Annotated in this window: 20 protein-coding genes; 7 read left to right on the forward strand and 13 right to left on the reverse strand. The window is 52.5% G+C overall.

Annotation, left to right across the window (positions count from 1 at the left end):
• The first annotated feature begins 7 nt into the window (after positions 1 to 7).
• Complete coding sequence (locus AC1MKH_RS14805) at positions 8 to 931, forward strand: nucleoside 2-deoxyribosyltransferase (protein WP_276219903.1); 924 nt, start codon at positions 8 to 10, stop codon at positions 929 to 931.
• Between the two features lie 107 nt (positions 932 to 1,038).
• On the opposite strand, the gene AC1MKH_RS14810 is transcribed toward AC1MKH_RS14805, so the two are convergent.
• The 3 genes from AC1MKH_RS14810 to zwf all read right to left on the reverse strand — a co-directional run bounded on the left by AC1MKH_RS14810 (position 1,039) and on the right by zwf (position 5,237).
• Positions 1,039 to 1,680, reverse strand: coding sequence for a bifunctional 4-hydroxy-2-oxoglutarate aldolase/2-dehydro-3-deoxy-phosphogluconate aldolase (locus AC1MKH_RS14810; RefSeq protein WP_015964039.1), 642 nt, complete (start codon positions 1,678 to 1,680; stop codon positions 1,039 to 1,041).
• Positions 1,681 to 1,717: 37 nt separating this feature from the next.
• Entirely contained in the window at positions 1,718 to 3,529 is a 1,812-nt protein-coding gene (gene edd, locus AC1MKH_RS14815; RefSeq protein ID WP_276219902.1) for a phosphogluconate dehydratase, read from the reverse strand.
• 232 nt (positions 3,530 to 3,761) lie between these two features.
• Positions 3,762 to 5,237, reverse strand: a complete 1,476-nt coding sequence (gene zwf / locus AC1MKH_RS14820) for a glucose-6-phosphate dehydrogenase (RefSeq protein ID WP_276219901.1) — start codon at positions 5,235 to 5,237, stop codon at positions 3,762 to 3,764.
• 346 nt (positions 5,238 to 5,583) lie between these two features.
• On the opposite strand from zwf, the gene AC1MKH_RS14825 reads away from it, so the two are divergent.
• Positions 5,584 to 6,453, forward strand: coding sequence for a MurR/RpiR family transcriptional regulator (locus AC1MKH_RS14825; RefSeq protein WP_113857102.1), 870 nt, complete (start codon positions 5,584 to 5,586; stop codon positions 6,451 to 6,453).
• 120 nt (positions 6,454 to 6,573) lie between these two features.
• Positions 6,574 to 8,016: a pyruvate kinase gene (gene pyk / locus AC1MKH_RS14830; protein WP_015964035.1), complete on the forward strand. Its 1,443-nt coding sequence runs from the start codon at positions 6,574 to 6,576 to the stop codon at positions 8,014 to 8,016.
• Positions 8,017 to 8,189: 173 nt separating this feature from the next.
• Here pyk and lpxM read toward each other — a convergent pair whose 3' ends face one another.
• The 3 genes from lpxM to znuA form a co-directional block, all read right to left on the reverse strand.
• Entirely contained in the window at positions 8,190 to 9,158 is a 969-nt protein-coding gene (lpxM, locus tag AC1MKH_RS14835) for a lauroyl-Kdo(2)-lipid IV(A) myristoyltransferase (RefSeq protein ID WP_276219900.1), read from the reverse strand.
• A 131-nt stretch (positions 9,159 to 9,289) separates the two neighbouring features.
• The gene (gene mepM / locus AC1MKH_RS14840) at positions 9,290 to 10,600 is read right to left on the reverse strand and encodes a murein DD-endopeptidase MepM (RefSeq protein ID WP_276219899.1); all 1,311 of its coding nucleotides are present in this window, start codon (positions 10,598 to 10,600) and stop codon (positions 9,290 to 9,292) included.
• A 15-nt stretch (positions 10,601 to 10,615) separates the two neighbouring features.
• Positions 10,616 to 11,572 (reverse strand): zinc ABC transporter substrate-binding protein ZnuA, encoded by a 957-nt coding sequence (gene znuA, locus AC1MKH_RS14845; RefSeq protein ID WP_276219898.1) that lies wholly within the window; start codon positions 11,570 to 11,572, stop codon positions 10,616 to 10,618.
• 77 nt (positions 11,573 to 11,649) lie between these two features.
• On the opposite strand from znuA, the gene znuC reads away from it, so the two are divergent.
• Positions 11,650 to 12,405, forward strand: a complete 756-nt coding sequence (gene znuC / locus AC1MKH_RS14850) for a zinc ABC transporter ATP-binding protein ZnuC (RefSeq protein ID WP_015964029.1) — start codon at positions 11,650 to 11,652, stop codon at positions 12,403 to 12,405.
• Positions 12,402 to 13,187: a zinc ABC transporter permease subunit ZnuB gene (znuB, locus tag AC1MKH_RS14855; RefSeq protein WP_276219897.1), complete on the forward strand. Its 786-nt coding sequence runs from the start codon at positions 12,402 to 12,404 to the stop codon at positions 13,185 to 13,187. Before znuC ends, znuB begins: the two co-directional genes overlap by 4 nt.
• A gap of 149 nt (positions 13,188 to 13,336) precedes the next feature.
• Here the strand turns inward: znuB and ruvB are convergent, their stop codons facing one another.
• The 3 genes from ruvB to AC1MKH_RS14870 form a co-directional block, all read right to left on the reverse strand.
• Positions 13,337 to 14,347: a Holliday junction branch migration DNA helicase RuvB gene (gene ruvB, locus AC1MKH_RS14860; protein WP_276219896.1), complete on the reverse strand. Its 1,011-nt coding sequence runs from the start codon at positions 14,345 to 14,347 to the stop codon at positions 13,337 to 13,339.
• 8 nt (positions 14,348 to 14,355) lie between these two features.
• Positions 14,356 to 14,967, reverse strand: a complete 612-nt coding sequence (gene ruvA, locus AC1MKH_RS14865; RefSeq protein WP_015964026.1) for a Holliday junction branch migration protein RuvA — start codon at positions 14,965 to 14,967, stop codon at positions 14,356 to 14,358.
• A 132-nt stretch (positions 14,968 to 15,099) separates the two neighbouring features.
• On the reverse strand, positions 15,100 to 15,924 hold the full coding sequence (locus AC1MKH_RS14870; RefSeq protein ID WP_276219895.1) for a hypothetical protein: 825 nt from the start codon (positions 15,922 to 15,924) through the stop codon (positions 15,100 to 15,102).
• Positions 15,925 to 16,016: 92 nt separating this feature from the next.
• Between AC1MKH_RS14870 and AC1MKH_RS14875 the strand changes: the two genes are divergently transcribed.
• Both AC1MKH_RS14875 and AC1MKH_RS14880 read left to right on the forward strand, forming a co-directional pair.
• Positions 16,017 to 16,598 (forward strand): YebB family permuted papain-like enzyme, encoded by a 582-nt coding sequence (locus AC1MKH_RS14875; RefSeq protein WP_276219894.1) that lies wholly within the window; start codon positions 16,017 to 16,019, stop codon positions 16,596 to 16,598.
• Between the two features lie 53 nt (positions 16,599 to 16,651).
• The gene (locus tag AC1MKH_RS14880) at positions 16,652 to 17,647 is read left to right on the forward strand and encodes a DUF4034 domain-containing protein (RefSeq protein WP_276219893.1); all 996 of its coding nucleotides are present in this window, start codon (positions 16,652 to 16,654) and stop codon (positions 17,645 to 17,647) included.
• Positions 17,648 to 17,694: 47 nt separating this feature from the next.
• Here the strand turns inward: AC1MKH_RS14880 and ruvC are convergent, their stop codons facing one another.
• Genes ruvC through aspS form a run of 4 tightly spaced genes read right to left on the reverse strand, consistent with a single transcriptional unit; the run spans position 17,695 to position 21,250 of the window.
• On the reverse strand, positions 17,695 to 18,216 hold the full coding sequence (gene ruvC / locus AC1MKH_RS14885; protein WP_015964021.1) for a crossover junction endodeoxyribonuclease RuvC: 522 nt from the start codon (positions 18,214 to 18,216) through the stop codon (positions 17,695 to 17,697).
• Positions 18,217 to 18,249: 33 nt separating this feature from the next.
• The gene (locus tag AC1MKH_RS14890) at positions 18,250 to 18,990 is read right to left on the reverse strand and encodes a YebC/PmpR family DNA-binding transcriptional regulator (protein ID WP_015964020.1); all 741 of its coding nucleotides are present in this window, start codon (positions 18,988 to 18,990) and stop codon (positions 18,250 to 18,252) included.
• Between the two features lie 27 nt (positions 18,991 to 19,017).
• Positions 19,018 to 19,461: a dihydroneopterin triphosphate diphosphatase gene (nudB, locus tag AC1MKH_RS14895; protein WP_231827004.1), complete on the reverse strand. Its 444-nt coding sequence runs from the start codon at positions 19,459 to 19,461 to the stop codon at positions 19,018 to 19,020.
• Between the two features lies 1 nt (position 19,462).
• Positions 19,463 to 21,250 carry an aspartate--tRNA ligase gene (aspS, locus tag AC1MKH_RS14900; RefSeq protein ID WP_276219892.1) on the reverse strand — a complete coding sequence of 596 codons (1,788 nt, stop codon included), beginning with the start codon at positions 21,248 to 21,250 and terminating at the stop codon, positions 19,463 to 19,465.
• Positions 21,251 to 21,459: the final 209 nt, after the last annotated feature.

The raw sequence follows: 21,459 nt of genomic DNA on the forward strand, positions 1-21,459 counted from the left end.
GTTTATTATGGCAAATCAGTTATACAATCAATGCAGAGTGTATTGTGCGCCATGGCGGTTAGACGCACTAAATTTAAATGATATATTAGATCAATGGGTTGATGATGGTTTATTTCCATCGCTCGTTCACACCTTTTTACCCTATCGAGATGATGCTGGCGCAACAAGTGAGGAGGAGATCTTCATCAATGATGTTGCCAACATGGATAATAGCGTGGGTGTCGTAGGCTATTTCGATGGAGGAACCTATGACTCAGGCTGTGCGTGGGAAGCAGGCTACGCATGGGCTCGCGGTATGCCGGTTCATCTGGTAACGACAGATTTTCTTATCTGGGCGGCAGGAGATGCTGACGAATTTTATCCAATCAGCAAGTTGATGAACTACATAGCAACCGTTGTTTCCATCTCTGATTCCGATCCCAGTATTAAGAACTATCGGTCACAAACCACAGACATCATTAATCGCGCATTGCATATTCTGCAGCAGAACTTACTGACTGATTTTGGTACAGGACTTCCTCCGGCTAAACCTGTTTCCCCCTTACCAATCGAGTTCGATTATTATCTTGATCCCAATTTCTCCTATACTGAACCCTCTCGCGAATTACTGGGAAAAATTCAGCAAGCCATTGTCAATGCGGGGAAAACATACATCCTGGGCGATAATATAAATGACATCGCAAACGATATTGATAACTTGAGAAAATCAAAGCAAGCCATATTCTATTCAGATACCTTTGAACCCAACGTTGATACCGGGATTATGAATGGGATTGCTTACGCCCTGAATCAGCGCTCAATTATTTACTGCAGCAAGCAACAGCGTTATCAGTCAGGCCTTGCCATCGACTATCTCAACCTGATGATCACCTACTCTTCCACATTGGCGCACTCCTTTTCGGAACTCGTATCTCTTATAGAGGCTGAATAATCAGGTGCACGATGATGATGCGTGAGAGATAAAAAAAGCGGGCCGTTGGCCCGCTTCAGGTTTATTGCGGCCGGGTAAACGCAGTGCCACCCGGCATCGTTACGCACTTACAGCGTTGCAGTCTCTACGGCTTCGCGAGCCAGTTTGGTGATGCGATCGTAATCGCCTGCTTCCAGCGCATCCGCCGGAACCAGCCAGGAACCACCAACGCACAGAACGCTTTTCAGCGCCAGGTAGTCGCGGCAGTTTTTCAGAGAGATACCGCCAGTCGGGCAGAAACGAACCTGAGAGAACGGACCTGCAATCGCCTGCAGCGCTTTCACGCCGCCGTTTGCTTCAGCCGGGAAGAATTTGAACTCTTTCAGACCGTGATCCATACCCAGCATCAGTTCAGAAACAGAGCTAATACCCGGGATCAGCGGAATAGTACCTTCGGTTGCTGCTTTCAGCAGAGAGTCGGTCAGGCCCGGGCTGATGGCGAACTGCGCACCTGCTTCGGTGACTTCTTTCAGCTGCTGCGGGTTAGTGACAGTACCCGCACCTACGATAGCGTCCGGCACTTCTTTAGCGATAGCGCGGATAGCGTCCATTGCGCACGCGGTACGCAGGGTGACTTCCAGCACGCGTACACCGCCTGCAACCAGCGCTTTTGCCATCGGCACAGCGTGTTCCAGCTTGTTCACTACGATTACCGGTACAACAGGACCCGTAGTCAGGATTGCTTCTGCAGTGGTTTTCCAGTTTTTCATCAGATTATTCTCTCGCCAGATCTAAAAACGTATCATCTTAAAAGGTAATGCAGGTTGCGCCCTGCTCTGCGCCGGAGAGTTTCTCGCGTAGCGCGCTGAACATTTCGCGGCCAGTACCGACACGGGAGGCGCTCATGTCAGGAATGTGCGGTTGACGTGCGGCCAGCTCGGCTTCATCGACCAGCAGCGTTAATTCGCCGGTCTGCCCGTTGACACGGATCATATCGCCGTCACGTACTTTTGCCAGCAAGCCACCATCGTATGCTTCCGGGGTAACATGAATTGCTGACGGCACTTTACCTGATGCACCAGAGAGTCGTCCATCAGTTACTAACGCAATTTTGAAACAGCGGTCCAATAATACACCAAGTGGCGGCATGAGTTTATGTAATTCTGGCATTCCGTTCGCTTTTGGCCCCTGATGGCGCACCACAACTACGCAATCTTTGTCCAGCAGGCCCGCTTCAAAGGCGGGCAGAACGTCATGCTGGCTCTCAAAGACCACGGCTGGCGCTTCGATAACCTGGTTTTCAACCGGCACAGCAGAGGTTTTCATCACCGCGCGGCCAAGGTTGCCGCTCAGTACTTTGGTGCCGCCGTGTTTAGAGAACGGCTTGTCGAAGGAGGCGATGATGTTTTCATCCAGAGACGCGGCTGCGCCTTCACGCCAGTCCAGCTTGCCGTTATTCAGCCACGGTTCCATGGTGTAGTGAGACAGACCGAAGCCCGCCACGGTGTTTACGTCTTCGTGCAGCAGGCCACCTTTCAGCAGTTCGCGCACCAGCACCGGTACGCCGCCCGCCGCCTGGAAGTGGTTAATATCCGCCGGGCCGTTCGGGTACAGACGCGCCATCAGCGGCACAACGTCGGAGATTTCAGAGAAGTCATCCCAGTTGATGATGATGCCCGCAGCACGCGCCATGGCGACCAGGTGCATGGTGTGGTTAGTGGAACCCCCGGTTGCCAGCAGCGCAACGATACCGTTGACCACCACTTTTTCGTCGATCATCTGACCGAGCGGCATCCATTCGTTGCCGTTACCGGTCATGCGGGTCACCTGACGTGCGGCAGCCGCAGTCAGTTCTTCACGCAGCGGCGCGTCCGGGTGAACAAATGAAGAGCCCGGCAGCTGCATCCCCATGAATTCAATAACCATCTGGTTAGTGTTCGCGGTACCGTAGAACGTACAGGTACCTGGCGCATGGTAAGAAGCGGCTTCAGAATCAAGCAGCGCGTTACGGTCTACCTTACCTTCCGCATACAGCTGACGAATACGTACTTTTTCTTTATTCGGCAGGCCGCTGGCCATTGGGCCTGACGGAATGAAGACGGACGGCAGGTGGCCGAAAGAGAGCGCCGCCATAGCCAGCCCTGGGACGATTTTGTCGCACACGCCGAGGTACAGCGCGCCGTCAAACATATTGTGAGACAGGCCCACAGCCGCAGACATGGCGATCACTTCACGGCTCAGCAGGGAGAGTTCCATCCCATCCTGACCCTGGGTTACGCCATCGCACATCGCCGGCACGCCGCCCGCAACCTGACCCACAGCATTGACGCTGTGCAGGGCTTTACGAATGATATCCGGATAGTGCTCATACGGCTGATGCGCAGAGAGCATGTCGTTATAGGAGGTGATGATCGCAATATTGTTACGCAGCATGCTTTTCAGCGAGGCTTTATCCTCTGCGCCGCAAGCCGCAAAACCGTGCGCCAGGTTACCGCAGGCCAGCTGGGAGCGGTGAACGGTTTCTGTCTTCGCACGCTTGATGCGTTCAAGGTAGGCAGAACGGGTATCGCGCGAGCGGTCGATAATGCGATTTGTTACGCGTAACAATACAGGATTCATAAAAGCTCCTCAAAAATTTTCTGTCCAGGCTCCAGCGACATAAGGTTTTGATTAGCATTTTCTGCCACAAAACCCCCGTATTCTGTAGCTTAGGGGCAAACATCTGAAGATAGTGTAATAAAAAAAGCCCCGGGGGTGAATCCACCCGGGGCTTAAATGCGTAAAAATAGCACTACATGCTGTGTTAGATCATGTTACCGGTAAAATACCCCAATGGGATTACCGGTGTTCCTCACTCAAACTCGTTCCAGGAACGGCCATCGCGGGTGATCATGGCAACGGAAGCTACCGGCCCCCAGGTGCCTGCCTGATATGGTTTCGGCGGGTCCTGATCGGCGGCCCACGCTTCAGTGATGGAGTCGACCCACTTCCACGCTTCTTCCACTTCATCGCGACGCACGAACAGCGCCTGAATTCCGCGCATGGTTTCCAGCAGCAGGCGCTCATAAGCATCCGCCAGGTGCGTTTGATTGAAGGTTTCGGAGTAGCTCAGATCCAGCTTGGTGATTTGCAGGTTATGTTTGTGGTCCAGACCCGGCACTTTGTTCAGCACCTGGATATCCACACCTTCATCTGGCTGCAAGCGAATCGTCAGTTTATTCTGCGGTAGCTCCTGCCAGGACTCTTTAAACAGATTGAGTTCCGGGTTTTTGAAGTACACCACCACTTCAGAGCATTTGGTCGGCAGTCGTTTACCGGTGCGCAGGTAGAACGGCACGCCCGCCCAGCGCCAGTTGTCGATATCAACGCGAATAGCGACGAAAGTTTCCGTATTGCTTTGTTTGTTGGCGCCCTCTTCTTCCAGGTAGCCCGGCACTTTTTTGCCCTGAGCAAAACCTGAGGTGTACTGACCGCGTACGGTTTTTTCGCGCACGTTAGAACGGTCGATACGACGCAGGGATTTCAGTACTTTCACTTTGGCATCGCGAATGCTGTCGGCGGTCAGATCGGACGGCGGCGACATAGCAATCATGCACAGAATTTGCAGCAGGTGGTTCTGAATCATATCGCGCATCTGACCAGCCTGGTCGAAGTAGCCCCAACGGCCTTCGATACCAACTTCTTCTGCCACGGTGATTTCGACGTGATCGATAGTGCGGTTATCCCAGTTATTAACAAACAGGGAGTTGGCAAAGCGCAGCGCCAGTAGGTTCAGGACCGTTTCTTTACCCAGATAGTGGTCAATACGGTATACCTGGCACTCTTCGAAGTATTCGCCCACCTGGTCATTGATTTCACGCGAGGTCGCAAGCGAGGTGCCCAGCGGTTTTTCCATCACCACGCGCGCAGGCTTGGCGTTCAGTTTCGCCTCACCCAAACCTTTGCAAATCGCGCCGAACGTATTTGGCGGCATCGCGAAGTAGTTGATGGTGACACGGTTTTTCTGATCCAGCATTTCGCCAAGGCGGCTAAACGCGCTGGTGTCGTTGACATCCAGATTGCAGAAATCCAGGCGGCCGCTCAGTGTTTCCCACAAACCTTCATCAATTTTCTCCTTCATGAAGGTTTCGAGCGCCTCGCGCACCACTTTGGTGTACGCCTCTTTGTCCCAATCCGCACGTCCTACCCCGATAATACGGGTGTCCGGATTGATCTGACCGGCTTTTTCAAGCTGATACAGGGAAGGCAACAATTTACGACGCGCCAGGTCACCTTTCGCGCCGAAAATGACCAGATCGCATGCCTGGGCCGTTTGCGTTACCGCCATGTCATTCTCCTCAGTTGTATTTCCTGGTTCTTATGCCAGGCTACAGTTGTAATTTTATTACACCGCACTGTACTGTGTTTACTAACTTACCGAAACCTTTTACCGCCTTAGACCGCACAAATGGAAATATCTGCGGCTTAACGCTTGGGCAAAGCGCTAATTTTGTTCGTTCTTTCGCCCTGTTCGGGTATGCAAAAATTCGACGTTGATCATGTAATGAAAAAAAACAACATTTTTTGCTGTTGTTTGTCCCCTTTCATCAACCTTGAGGGGTATATTCTTGCTAAAACGCCTGCAGATTTCACCCATTAATGGAATCGTTTCAATCAATGAGCGCCCCATCACGATGAACATGCTGGAAAAAATTCAGTCGCAACTGGAAAACCTTAGCAAATCCGAACGTAAAGTGGCGGAGGTGATCCTTGCCGCGCCAGAGCAGGCTATCCACTCAAGTATTGCGGCACTGGCGCTGGAAGCCGAGGTCAGCGAGCCAACGGTAAATCGTTTTTGTCGCAGCCTTGAAACGCGCGGCTTCCCCGATTTTAAGCTTCATCTTGCCCAAAGTCTGGCCAACGGTACACCGTATGTTAATCGTAATGTGGATGAAGATGACAGCGTAGAAGCCTACACCGGGAAAATATTTGAGTCGGCGATGGCAAGCCTGGCGCACGTCCGCCAGTCGCTGGAAATGTCGGCGGTAAACCGGGCGGTCGATCTCCTTACTCAGGCCAAACGCATCGCCTTCTTCGGATTGGGCTCTTCCGCCGCTGTCGCCCACGACGCGATGAACAAATTCTTCCGATTCAACGTGCCGGTGGTCTATTCCGATGACATCGTGTTGCAACGGATGAGCTGTATGAATTGCAGCGAAGATGACGTCGTGGTGCTGATATCACACACTGGCAGAACCAAAAGTCTGGTGGAACTGGCGCAGCTGGCGCGTGAGAACGATGCTATGGTGATTGCGCTGACGTCGGCAAACACGCCGCTCGCGCGCGAAGCCACCCTTGCCATTACGCTTGACGTTCCCGAAGACACCGACGTTTATATGCCCATGGTTTCCAGGCTGGCACAGTTGACGGTCATTGACGTGCTGGCTACCGGTTTTACGCTGCGCCGGGGCGCGAAATTCAGGGATAACTTGAAGCGAGTCAAAGAAGCGTTAAAGGAATCGCGGTTTGATAAAGAACGTATGACACACAGCGATAACCACTAAAAATCGTTACAGCACTATTGATTAGACATTCGGCGTTATCACTGCACAAGCGGTGCTACCTTTTAGGAGCCGAATCCATGTTCACGCAACACCTGGTTGTTTAAGTTAACGGAGTATTACATGTCCAGAAGGCTTCGCAGAACCAAAATCGTTACCACGTTAGGGCCAGCCACTGACCGCGACAATAATCTTGAGAAAGTGATTGCCGCAGGCGCCAACGTTGTACGAATGAACTTCTCTCACGGTACGCCGGAAGATCATAAGCTTCGCGCAGATAAAGTACGCGAAATCGCGGCAAAACTGGGTCGTCATGTGGCTATTTTAGGCGATCTCCAGGGTCCAAAAATCCGTGTTTCAACCTTCAAAGAAGGCAAAGTTTTCCTCAACATCGGCGATAAATTCCTGCTCGACGCCAACCTGGGTAAAGGTGAAGGCGATAAAGAAAAAGTCGGTATCGACTATAAAGGTCTGCCTGCGGATGTGGTTCCGGGCGACATTCTGCTGCTCGACGATGGTCGCGTACAGTTGAAAGTGCTGGAAGTTCAGGGCATGAAAGTGTTCACCGAAGTGACCGTCGGCGGCCCGCTTTCCAACAATAAAGGTATCAACAAACTGGGCGGCGGCCTCTCTGCTGAAGCCCTGACCGAGAAAGACAAAGCAGATATCGTCACCGCAGCAAAAATTGCTGTCGACTATCTGGCGGTCTCCTTCCCGCGCTGTGGCGAAGACCTGAACTACGCTCGTCGTCTGGCGCGCGAAGCAGGCTGCGACGCGAAAATCGTGGCAAAAGTTGAACGTGCGGAAGCCGTATGCAGCCAGGACGCGATGGATGACATCATCCTGGCGTCTGACGTGGTGATGGTTGCGCGTGGCGACCTGGGTGTAGAAATCGGCGACCCGGAGCTGGTGGGTATTCAGAAAGCGTTGATTCGTCGCGCGCGTCAGCTGAATCGTGCAGTGATCACTGCAACCCAGATGATGGAATCGATGATCACCAACCCAATGCCAACCCGCGCGGAAGTCATGGACGTGGCGAACGCCGTGCTGGATGGTACCGATGCGGTGATGCTGTCTGCGGAAACCGCTGCGGGCCAGTATCCGTCTGAAACCGTCGCGGCAATGGCGCGCGTGTGCCTGGGTGCGGAAAAAATCCCAAGCATCAACGTCTCTAAACACCGTCTGGACGTGCAGTTCGACAACGTTGAAGAAGCCATTGCGATGTCCGCGATGTACGCGGCAAACCATCTGAAAGGTGTGAGTGCCATCATCACCATGACCGAGTCTGGCCGTACCGCGCTGATGACTTCACGTATCACCTCCGGTCTGCCGATTTTCGCCATGTCGCGTCATGAGCGCACCCTGAACCTGACCGCGCTGTATCGCGGCGTGACCCCGGTGCATTTCGATAGCGAAAGCGACGGCGTTGCGGCGGCCCATGAAGCCGTTAATCTGCTGCGCGATAAAGGCTATCTGGTTGCCGGCGACCTGGTGATTGTGACGCAGGGTGATGTGATGGATACCGTGGGTTCCACCAACACCACGCGTATTTTGACCGTCGAATAAGATAGTTCTTTAATGTGTAAAAGGCCTCTTCATGTGAAGAGGCCTTTTTATTTTTAGCTACGAGTAGGCTGTAAAACTGCCTGATGGCGCTTCGCTTATCAGGCCTACCAGACTTTGCCCTACTCAATTCGTGTAGGCCCGGTAAGCGCAGCGCCACCGGGCACATAAAGCACTTACTCTGGATATCGCTCGCTCGGTTTATACGGCTTAATATCACCCGGTTTACGCGTTTTCAGCAGCTTCAGGATCCAGGTGTACTGTTCCGGATGCGGGTCGACAAAAATCTCCACCTCTTCATTCATTCGACGCGCAATGGTGTGATCGTCTGCTTCCAGCAGATCGTCCATCGGCGGGCGTACCAGAATGGTTAAACGATGTGTTTTGCCATCATAGACCGGGAACAGCGGCACCACGCGCGCACGGCACACCTTCATCAGACGGCCGATCGCCGGGAGTGTGGCTTTGTAGGTGGCGAAGAAATCGACGAACTCGCTGTGCTCCGGGCCGTGATCCTGATCCGGCAGATAGTAGCCCCAGTAGCCCTGACGCACCGATTGGATAAACGGCTTAATGCCGTCGTTACGCGCATGCAGACGACCGCCAAAACGACGACGTACGGTATTCCACACATAATCGAATACTTTGTTGCCCTGATTGTGGAACATGGCGGCCATTTTCTGCCCCTGGGACGCCATCAGCATTGCCGGGATATCCACGCCCCAGCCGTGCGGCACGAGGAAAATGACGTTCTCGCCCTTCTCGTGCATTTCGTCGATGATCTCTTTGCCCTGCCAGTCGACGCGCGGCAAAATTTTCTCTGGTCCGCGAATCGCCAGTTCAGCCATCATCGCCATCGCCTGCGGCGCAGTGGTGTACATACCATCAATGATAGACTCGACTTCAGCATCGCTTTTGTCCGGGAAACAGTAACGCAGATTGATTTGTGCGCGGCGGCGAGCGCTTTTGCCTAAACGCCCGGCCAGACGGCCCAACGAGCCTAATAGCGGGTCGCGTACTTTTGCGGGCAGACAAGCTACACCCGCGAAGGCGAACACACCTAACCACGCACCCCAGTACTGTGGGCGGCGAAAGTCTTTCTCAAATTCAGGAATGTATTCACTGTTTTTTTTGTTTGTTTCCATGCTTATTCCATGAAGAGCGCTTCTGGTGCGAAACGATTACCGATAGTGTAGCGAGGCGCTCTGGTTCACACAAAAGAAAAAGCCGGTGACACTGAGTACACCGGCTTTAATTGCATATAAATTAAGCGAAATTAATCAAAACGCAGCTGCGGAAGGACCTGCTTAACCTGTGCAAGGTAATCCGTACGATCGGAACCGGTCAGGCCTTCCGTACGCGGCAGTTTCGCCGTCAGCGGGTTGACCGCCTGCTGGTTGATCCATACTTCATAGTGCAGGTGCGGGCCAGTAGAACGCCCGGTATTCCCGGAAAGCGCGATACGGTCGCCACGTTTGATTTTCTGCCCTGGCTTCACGAGGATTTTACGCAGGTGCATGTAGCGGGTGGTGTAAGTACGACCATGACGGATCGCCACATAGTAACCTGCCGCACCGCTACGCTTCGCCATGACCACTTCACCGTCACCCACCGCCAGTACAGGCGTGCCTTGCGGCATCGCGAAGTCTACGCCTCGGTGCGGCGCGACACGGCCGGTAACCGGGTTCAGGCGACGCGGATTAAAGTTTGAAGAGACGCGGAACTGACGCGCGGTTGGGAAACGCAGGAATCCTTTTGCCAGCCCGGTACCGTTACGGTCGTAATACTTACCGTCTTCGGAGCGGATCGCGTAGTAATCTTTACCTTCGGAACGGATACGCACGCCAACCAGTTGGCTTTGCTCGCGCTTGCCATCCAGCATTTCGCGCGACATCAGTACGGCGAATTCATCATCTTTTTTCAGCTTACGGAAGTCCATCTGCCACTGCATCGCTTTGATTACCGCACTGACTTCTGTGCTGGTAAGGCCGGCATTGCGCGCGCTGGTCACAAAGCTGCCGCCAACAGTGCCTTTCAGCAGGCTGTTCACCCACTCGCCCTGCTGCGTTTCAGCGCTCATTTTAAAGCCGTTAGCAACGCGGTCATAAGTACGAGTTTCGCGACGGGACATTTCCCAGGTGAGCTGTTGTAAATCGCCATCCGCCGTCAGCGTCCAGGAGAGCTGCTGGCCGATTTTCATATTACGCAGGTCTTTATCCGTCGCCGCAAGACGACTGATATCACCCATATCAATACCATACTGATTGAGGATGCTGCTGAGGGTGTCGCCTGTCGAGACAACGTACTCATGCTGGTTATCGGTTTTTTCGTCCAGCTCATCCTGCGGGATAGCTTCATCTTCCTGTGCTGCCTGGTCGATAGGCTCGCTCGCTTCCGGCAACAGGGAACGGATTTCTTTCTGTTCCAGCTCGATGGTGCGTACAATCGGGCTGGATGTTGGGTGATAAACGTATGGTCGCCATACGGCGACCGCTAAAGTCAGGACTGTCAACGACCCCAGCATAACGCGGTGGGGTCGCGGCAAATTGTTAAACGCCAGGGCGACAGAGCGGGCTATCTGTTGCACGTATTCACTTCCTCATTAATCTCCCTTCAGGCAGCTCGAATATTGGTTCGCGAGTTGACGAAGAAACGCCGCGTAACTCTCTTTGCTCAATTGAATGTTTGTACCCAGAGGATCTAACGTGCCCATACGCACAGAAGTTCCCCGGGCCACCGCTTCAACGACCGCTGGCCTGAACTGTGGCTCAGCAAAAACGCAGGCTGCTTTTTGCTCAACCAACTGTGTTCTGATTTGATGTAAACGCTGCGCACCGGGTTGGATTTCAGGGTTTACGGTAAAGTGGCCAAGCGGCGTTAAACCGTACTGTTTTTCATAGTAGCCATAGGCGTCATGAAAAACGAAATACCCCTTCCCTTTCAGCGGTGCCAGCTCGTTACCAACCTCTTTATCGGCTGTGGCTAATTGTGCCTCAAAATCCTTCAGGTTGGCGTCGAGTTTGGCTCGACTCTGCGGCATAAGTTCCACTAATTTGTCATGGATTGCAACCGCTGACAGCCGCGCTATCTCTGGCGAGAGCCACAGATGCATGTTGTAGTCGCCGTGATGGTGATGTGCGTCACCTTTTTCACTCTCATGGCCTGCGTGATCGTGGTCACCTTCATGGTCATGGTCATCATCATCTCCCCCTTTCATGAGCAACGGTTTCACGTCGTCAAGCTGGGCAATGGTGACTTTATTTTTGTCAGAAATGCTTTGCGTTGACTTATTCATGAACGCTTCCATTTCCGGCCCAATCCAAACGACTAAGTCCGCGTTCTGTAAGCGTTTTACATCAGAAGGTCGCAGAGAATAATCATGCTCAGACGCACCATCAGGCAGTAAAACCTGCGTCTCGGTGACGCCATCGGTGATAGCTGAAGCGATAAATCCAAGCGGTTTTAATGAGGCGACCACAGCCGCGTCAGCGCGCTGAACGGCGGCACCGCTCAACGCAATCGATAAAGCAGCGAAAAGAAGCGTATTTTTCTGTAACATAATGCGTCTGATAATCGTAATGAATAAGTGGAATGTGATATTATAACATTCACTCACTTGTGCAACCCTTAATTGCTATGACGAATCTTGTAACACTGGAAAATGTTTCGGTCTCATTCGGCCAGCGCCGCGTGCTGTCTGACATTTCACTGGCCCTGAAGCCAGGACGCATTTTGACGTTACTCGGGCCGAACGGTGCGGGTAAATCCACGCTGGTACGCGTGGTTTTAGGCCTGGTAGCACCCAATGAAGGCGTGATCAAGCGCGAGGGCAAACTACGCATTGGCTATGTGCCGCAGAAATTACACCTGGATGCCACGCTGCCGCTGACGGTGGAGCGTTTTTTACGTCTGCACCCGGCAACCAAAAAAGCGGATATCCTTCCGGCGCTGAAACGCGTGCAGGCAGGTCATTTGCTTAACGCGCCAATGCAGAAACTCTCTGGCGGCGAGACACAACGCGTCCTGCTGGCGCGCGCGCTGTTGAACAGCCCGCAGTTGCTGGTGCTGGACGAACCGACGCAGGGTGTCGATGTTAACGGTCAGGTCGCGCTGTACGATCTGATTAACCAGCTACGTCAGGAACTGGACTGCGCGGTGCTGATGGTTTCGCACGACCTGCACCTGGTGATGGCAAAAACTGACGAAGTTTTATGCCTGAATCATCACATCTGCTGTTCCGGCACGCCGGACGTGGTGTCGATGCATCCAGAATTTATCTCGATGTTCGGCCCGCGCGGCGCTGAACAACTCGGCATCTACCGCCATCAGCATAACCATCGCCACGATTTACAGGGTCGTATTGTTTTGCGTCGGGGAAATGGTCACTCATGATTGAATTGTTGCTGCCCGGCTGGCTGGCCGGGATGATGCTGGCGTGCGCCGCTGGCCCGCTGGGCTCGTTTGTGGTCTGGCGTCGTATGTCCTATTTCGGCGATACCCTGGCCCATGCTTCATTACTGGGCGTAGCGTTTGGCCTGCTGCTGGATGTAAATCCTTTCTATGCGGTTATCGTGGTTACGCTCTTTTTGGCCGGCGGGCTGGTATGGCTGGAAAAACGCCCTCACCTTGCGGTCGATACCTTGCTGGGGATTATGGCGCACAGTGCGCTGTCGCTGGGTCTGGTGGTCGTCAGCCTGATGTCGAATATCCGCGTGGATCTGATGGCGTATTTGTTTGGCGACCTGCTGGCGGTTACGCCGGAAGATCTGATTTCCATCGCGATTGGCGTGGTGATTGTGCTGGCCATTCTTCTCTGGCAGTGGCGTAACCTGCTGTCGATGACCATCAGCCCGGACCTGGCGTTTGTCGATGGTGTGAAGCTGCAACGCGTGAAACTGCTGCTGATGCTGGTGACGGCGTTAACCATCGGCGTGGCAATGAAGTTTGTAGGTGCGCTAATCATCACGTCACTGCTGATTATTCCCGCCGCGACGGCTCGTCGTTTTGCCCGCACACCGGAACAAATGGCGAGCATCGCCGTTGGCGTGGGGATGATTGCGGTCACCGGCGGCCTGACCTTCTCGGCGTTTTATGATACACCGGCCGGGCCCTCCGTGGTGCTGTGTGCCGCGGTGCTGTTTATTTTCAGTATGATGAAAAAGCAGGCTCAGTGAGCCGTTGAGATGCCGGATGGCGGCTTCGCTTATCCGGTCTTCAGGCGCGGAGTCGTGTTTTGCCGGATGGCGGCTTCGCCTTATCCGGCCTGGGAATACGGTTTTGTCGGTCGGATAAGATGCGTGAGCATCGCCATCCGACACGGTCCTCAGGGCATTTCCGGCGGCGTAATGCCGAAGTGATTCCACGCACGCACCGTCGCCATACGTCCACGCGGCGTACGTTGCAGGAAGCCCTGCTGAATCAGGTAGGGCTCCAGCACATCTTCAATAGTTTCCCGCTCTTCACCAATCGCCGCCGCCAGGTTATCTAACCCCACCGGGCCGCCGAAGAATTTATCGATAACGGCTAGCAGCAATTTGCGGTCCATATAATCAAACCCTTCCGCATCGACGTTAAGCATATCCAGCGCCTGCGCGGCGATATCCGCTGAAATGGTGCCATCGTGCTTTACTTCCGCGAAGTCGCGTACGCGACGCAGCAGGCGGTTGGCGATACGCGGCGTACCGCGTGCGCGGCGAGCAACTTCCAGCGCGCCCTCTTCACTCATCTCCAGCCCCATATAACGGGCGCTACGGCCAACGATATGTTGCAGGTCAGGCACCTGATAAAATTCAAGCCGCTGAACAATACCGAAACGGTCACGCAGCGGCGAGGTTAACGACCCCGCGCGCGTGGTCGCGCCAATCAGAGTAAACGGCGGCAAGTCGATTTTAATCGAGCGCGCGGCCGGGCCTTCGCCAATCATGATATCGAGCTGATAATCCTCCATCGCCGGATAGAGCACCTCTTCCACCACCGGTGACAGTCGATGAATTTCATCGATAAACAGCACATCATGCGGTTCGAGGTTCGTCAGCATTGCCGCCAGGTCGCCCGCTTTCTCCAGCACCGGGCCAGAGGTAGTGCGCAAATTCACGCCCATTTCATTGGCAACGATATTAGCAAGCGTGGTTTTACCCAGCCCAGGAGGGCCGAAAATAAGCAGATGGTCGAGCGCATCACCACGCAGCTTCGCGGCCTGGATGAAAATCTCCATCTGCGAGCGCACCTGCGGCTGACCAATGTACTCTTCCAGCAATTTAGGCCTGATGGCGCGGTCTACCACATCTTCTGGCAGCGTACTTTCTGCACTAATCAGACGGTCTGCTTCAATCATCCTCTACCTCACAGCGCAGCGCGTAACGCTTCGCGGATCAATGTTTCGCTATTGGCATCCGGACGGGCGATTTTGCTGATCATCCGGCTGGCTTCCTGAGGTTTATAGCCCAGTGCCACCAGCGCGGCAACCGCTTCCTGCTCTGCATCGTCCGTCGCCGGGCCAGCCGGAGAGGTGAGCACCAGATCGGCGGCTGGCGTAAACAGGTCGCCGTGCAGGCCCTTGAAGCGGTCTTTCATTTCGACAATCAAACGCTCGGCGGTTTTTTTGCCGATGCCCGGCAGTTTCACCAGCGCGCCAAGTTCTTCGCGCTCAACGGCATTAACAAACTGCTGCGCCGACATACCGGAGAGGATTGCCAGCGCCAGTTTCGGGCCAACGCCATTGGTTTTAATCAATTCTTTAAACAGGGTACGTTCCTGTTTGTTGTTAAAGCCGTACAGCAACTGTGCATCTTCGCGCACCACGAAATGGGTGAAGATGATGGCTTCCTGCCCCGCTTCCGGCAGCTCATAGAAGCAGGTCATCGGCATATGCACTTCATAGCCGACGCCGCCCGTTTCCAGCAGTACTAACGGGGGTTGTTTTTCAATGATGATGCCTCTGAGTCTGCCTATCACATGACGCTCCTGCGTTAATGGCTCTGATACAAAGGTGTATCATAAAAAAATGCTGGATAGATATCCAGCGAGGGATGAAACAAAAGTTGATGTGTGGTGGTTTTTCTGGATAGCCGATAGTCAAGATGAATGCTATTCACCCACTCCCTGCACGTTAAATTTCTTCGGAGTAAGTCCATTCTCAATTCGCCATTGATACGCCTGTGTATGTTCTAAATCGTTACCATCAAGAGTAATCGAGGCCTGGTTTGAGTAAATCAAATATTCATCACCCTTGTTAGCAGGTTGAGTGCCAGACAGAGCATAAGTCCCCGCCAGCAAATCCCCCTCTGACACCATTTCATAACTTTTTAACGCGTAGCCATATCGCCAGTTAATCACATCAAAAAGTATTCTTTCAGCCGCCTCTCTTGCAAAAATATCATTCCCCACTTTGATGGAAAAACTGCTTGAGTTAATTTTATAATGATGTTTCCCGGGTAAGAATTCAAAAGCCTGAGTCAGTGAAAACGATCTCTTATAATGCCCACCCGGCGGAATAACTTGCCAGCCATCAACACCATCATAAATTCCACACATCCCATCAAGGACAATATTACTCGTTGAAACGTTAAATGCAGCGTTACAGGGCAGCAATCCACCTTTAAATATATAAGCGGGTTGATTATTGCGATTGTAGAAATCCAGAAATGCATTCACCACGCGTCCTTGCTGTATGACGCCAAGCCTCACGGTTACTCCACTTTGCACCATTCTCGCATTGTTGATACTCGTACCAACTTCACCCACGCCGTAGATGTCATCACTTATATGAATGACTTTCGGAACAATTGCCCCCTTATCATTTAAAGAAACGCGTCCATAGCGATAGGGATAGCGAATAACATTGTCATTAGCGAACGCATTCACACAATAACTTATTAAAAGCAAACACATCACCTTCATTAAGGATTTCATAAAACTTGCCTTGTCATTACCCTAATACAATGCTAATTCTTTATTATTAGGAAAGAAAGATTATAGATTATATATAAACAATGGATTAAATAGTGAAAATAAATTACCCAACCAAATATGAAACCGGCGATATTGTCTTCACCTGCATCGGCGCTCGCCTGTTTGGACAAATTTCTGCGGCCTCGCAATGCTGGAGCAACCATGTGGGGATAATTATCGGACATGACGACGATGATTACCTGGTCGCCGAAAGCCGCGTACCGCTCTCTACCATAACAACGTTGTCTCGCTTCATTGAACGCTCGACCAATCAACGCTACGGCGTCCGCCGTCTGGCTGGCGGATTAACCGCAGAACAAAAACTGGCGCTGGTGGAAAAGGTGCCAGGACGGCTGCATAAGCTTTACCATACCGGCTTTAAATACGATTCTGCGCGTCAGTTCTGCTCGAAATTTGTCTTCGATATCTATAAAGAAGCGTTATGCATCCCGGTGGGCGAAATAGAAACCTTCGGGAACTTGCTGCACAGTAACCCCAACGCCAAACTCACCTTCTGGAAGTTCTGGTTTCTGGGCTCGATTCCGTGGGAGCGAAAAACCGTGACACCAGCCAGCTTGTGGCATCATCCGAGTCTGACTCTTATCTTCGACAGTAATGTTCAAAACATAAAGTAACCTGCAGTTATTTAACTAAAAATCAAGATACTTTTTACAGAAAAGGATGTTCTATGAATGTTAAGAAATTTATATTTTCATCATTAATACTTTCTCCAATCATTGCTTCAGCAAGTACTACAACTGAAATGACAGAGCGTGGAGTTATTGAACAACAAGTAATGGACCTTACTTATAAAAAAGACTGGGTACAGTTGGAATCAATAATTAAACAATATAATACCAATTTTCCAGCTACCAGCGGAGGGACGCAAAAACTAGAAATATTTTGGGGAAGTATGTACGACATATATAAGAATGATGTCAGCGATGGTGGTTTTACCGACGAAACAATCAATGAATGGTTGAAAGCTGTACCCAATTCGTCCGGTGCAAGGATACTTAAAGCATTTAAATATAATGCTCAGATTGTCGAACTCCGGGGTGAAGGCCCGGCGGACTCTGTAGATCCCAGTGTATGGCCAAAATATAAAAAACTTGTCAACCAGGAAAAGGAATACCTTCTAAAAAACAAGGATCTGGCTGATAAAGATGCTGAATGGTATCCCATCATGATGATGGTTGCCAGAAACCTTGAAGATAAAGATTTATTATATAAAACCTTTTATGAAGGAATTGAAAAATACCCTACTTATCAGGATAATTATTTACAGGCAATGGAGGGGCGATTACCTAAGTGGGGCGGCAGTTATGAAGAAATAGAAAAGATCGCCCGGATTGCTGCAGATAAAAATAAAACACAGTCTGGTTTATCTATGTATGCTTACATTTGGCATAATGCTTTCTTCTTCCAACCAGATAGCATGAATTTATTGCGAGATAAAAAAATAGTCTCCTGGAACGACCTTCTTCAAGGCTGGAGAGACCGCTACGAGCAATACCACTCTACAAGAACGCTGAATGGTGTATTGATCGCCTCTTGCATAGCTGATGATAAAGAAACGTTTACCCGTGCAAATGCCATGATTGATGGCCAGGTCGAACGCCAAAGTTGGCCAATGGGGCTAACATGGCAACAATGCAAAGACTATTTTAAACAGCAGAATTAATATCAAAACGATAATGCCTCTGCCTTAATTAGCAGAGGCATTCGAATTCAACGCAATCGCCCTCTCGCCAGATTCAGCCGCGATTCGCTCATTTGCATCGCGTTCTGGCTGACATGGCAGTGGGTGATGGCAATGGCCAGCGCATCGGCGGCATCGGCCTGTGGATTCGCGGGGAGCTTCAGCAGCGTGCGCACCATGTGCTGCACCTGGCTTTTCTCCGCGCTACCAATGCCCACGACGGTCTGCTTGACCTGACGGGCGGCATATTCAAACACCGGTAGGTCCTGATTCACCGCCGCGACAATCGCCACGCCGCGCGCCTGCCCCAGCTTTAACGCGGAGTCGGCGTTTTTCGCCATAAAGACCTGCTCAATGGCAAAAAAATCAGGCTGAAACTGGGTGATGATTTCGCTGACGCCAGCGTAGATTAGCTTCAGACGGGACGGCAGATCATCCACCTTGGTTCGAATGCAGCCGCTGCCTAAATAGGTAAGCTGCCTGCCAACCTGGCGGATGACGCCGTAACCGGTGATGCGTGAGCCGGGGTCAATCCCGAGAATAATCGACAACACGCACCTCCGGTTGTTGAGTGAACGGCTCCATTACAGAGTCGCTGCTACCTCATCAGAGATCTCACCGTTATGGTAGACTTCCTGCACATCATCGCAGTCTTCCAGCATATCGATCAGACGCAGCAGTTTCGGCGCAGTTTCTGCATCCATGTCTGCTTTGGTCGATGGGATCATGGAGACTTCTGCTTCGTCGGCTTTCAGGCCAGCCGCTTCCAGCGCATCACGTACTGCGCCCATCTCTTCCCACGCGGTGTAGACGTCAATCGCGCCATCGTCGAAGGTCACAACGTCTTCGGCACCCGCTTCCAGCGCAGCTTCCATGATTGCGTCTTCATCGCCTTTCTCGAAGGAGATCACGCCTTTTTTGCTGAACAGGTAGGCAACGGAACCGTCAGTGCCCAGGTTACCACCGGTTTTGGTGAACGCGTGACGCACTTCCGCTACGGTACGGTTACGGTTGTCAGACAGACATTCAACCATCACCGCAGTACCGCCAGGGCCGTAACCTTCATAAATGATGGTTTCCATGTTCGCATCATCATCACCGCCCACGCCACGTGCGATGGCACGGTTCAGGGTGTCACGCGTCATGTTGTTAGACAGCGCTTTATCAATCGCCGCACGCAGACGCGGGTTGGAGCCAGCGTCGCCGCCGCCCAGACGCGCAGCCGTTACCAGCTCACGAATGATTTTGGTGAAGATTTTACCGCGCTTGGCATCCTGTGCCGCTTTGCGGTGTTTGGTGTTGGCCCATTTACTATGACCTGCCATAAATATTTCCTCAAAAAGCGCGCCCTATCAGGCGGCGTTAATTACAAACTCTTCAATCGCCTGCCGGTTGCTCCACGACTTGGTTAATGCCGCGGCGTCCACAGCATTAACCCAGCGGTAGGTCAGATGTTCAGTGAACACGATCTCCCGTTCGTGAGGGAGCGCAAGGCAAAACCAGGATTCGGTATTGCGCATGACGCCCGGCGCATAGCGATGACGTAAATGACTAAAAATTTCAAACTCCACCGTACGCTGACAATCCATAAGATTCAGACGCTCTGCGAAAATATCGACAGAGACCTCTTCCTTTACTTCACGTGCGGCGGCCTGCGGCGCGGTTTCACCCTCTTCCACGCTGCCGGTAACCGACTGCCAGAAATCAGGATCATCGCGCCGCTGTAGCATCAGCACCCGCTTCGTGTCCTCGGCATAAATCACCACGAGAATCGACACGGGACGCTTGAATGACATATTACTTGTTCTCCGCAGACTCTTTTGCTTCCTTCGCCACGACCTGAATGTTCAGTTCAGCCAGAGAAGCCGGATTCGCGAAGCTTGGCGCTTCGGTCATCAGACAGGCTGCTGCCGTGGTTTTCGGGAAGGCAATAACGTCACGGATGTTATCGGTGCCGGTCAGCAGCATGGTCAGACGGTCAAGACCGAATGCCAGGCCTGCGTGCGGCGGCGTACCGTATTTCAGGGCGTCGAGCAGGAAGCCGAATTTCTCGCGCTGTTCCTGTTCGTTAATGCCCAGAATGCCGAACACGGTCTGCTGCATATCACCACGGTGAATACGCACGGAACCACCGCCCACTTCATAGCCGTTGATAACCATGTCGTATGCGTTCGCTACCGCGTCTTCCGGCGCCGCTTTCAGTTCGTCTGCGGTCATGTCTTTCGGCGAGGTGAACGGGTGGTGCATCGCGGTCAGACCGCCTTCACCATCGTCTTCAAACATCGGGAAGTCGATAACCCACAGCGGCGCCCATTTGGACTCGTCGGTCAGGTTAAGGTCTTTACCCAGTTTCAGGCGCAGCGCGCCCAGCGCGTCGGCAACCACTTTTTTGTTGTCCGCGCCGAAGAAGATCATGTCGCCATCTTGTGCGCCGGTGCGCTCAAGAATCGCTTCGACGATTTCTGCATTCAGGAATTTCGCTACCGGGCTGTTGATGCCTTCGAGACCTTTTGCACGTTCGTTGACTTTAATATAAGCCAGACCTTTCGCGCCGTAGATCTTCACGAAATTACCGTATTCGTCGATAAGTTTACGGGTCAGTGCCGCACCACCAGGAACACGCAGCGCCGCAACACGGCCTTTCGGGTCGTTTGCCGGGCCTGCGAAGACCGCGAACTCAACGTCTTTCAGCAGGTCAGCAACATCTACCAGCTCCATCGGGTTACGCAGATCCGGTTTATCGGAACCGTAACGGCGTTCAGCTTCGGCAAAGGTCATGATCGGGAAATCGCCCAGATCCACGCCTTTGATTTCCAGCCACAGCTGACGTACCAGCGCTTCCATCACTTCACGCACTTGCGGTGCGGTCATGAAAGAGGTTTCGACGTCGATCTGGGTGAATTCCGGCTGACGGTCAGCACGCAGGTCTTCGTCACGGAAGCATTTTACGATCTGATAGTAGCGGTCGAAACCGGACATCATCAGCAGCTGTTTGAACAGCTGCGGAGACTGCGGCAGCGCGTAGAATTTACCTTTATGTACACGAGACGGTACCAGGTAGTCGCGCGCGCCTTCCGGGGTCGCTTTGGTCAGCATCGGGGTTTCGATATCGAGGAAACCGTGATCGTCCATAAAGCGACGCACAAAGCTGGTGATTTTCGCGCGGGTTTTCAGGCGTTGCGCCATTTCCGGGCGACGCAGGTCGAGGTAGCGGTACTTCAGACGCGCTTCTTCGGTGTTAACGTGGTTTGAATCCAGCGGCAGTGATTCTGAACGGTTGATGATGGTCAGATCAGACGCAAGCACTTCGATTTCACCGGTGGCCATGTCGGCGTTGACGTTTTTCTCGTCACGCGCACGCACGGTGCCGGTTACCTGAATGCAGAACTCATTACGCAGTTCGGAGGCCAGCTTTAATGCGTCGGCACGATCCGGATCGAAAAACACCTGCACGATGCCTTCGCGGTCACGCATATCAATGAAGATGAGGCTACCGAGATCACGACGACGGTTGACCCAACCACACAGAGTCACCTGCTGCCCAACGTGGGACGGTCGAAGCTGTCCGCAATATTCTGTACGCATGAGATATCCCTTAACTTAGCCGCAGGCACAACTGTCGCAGCTTTAGCTGAATGTCACTACTGGATGAAAAAAGGGGGTTATTATACTGGAAATTCTCGCTGGCGATAAGCCCGCTGCGGTTTATCCGCGCATTAGCTGAACGCTTATTGCGCAGACTCACAAAAATTAACAAAATAGATCCCGCTGATAACCCTTCAGACGTCGTAAGG

It is taken from the genome of Pseudocitrobacter sp. CD920760 (assembly GCF_057782505.1).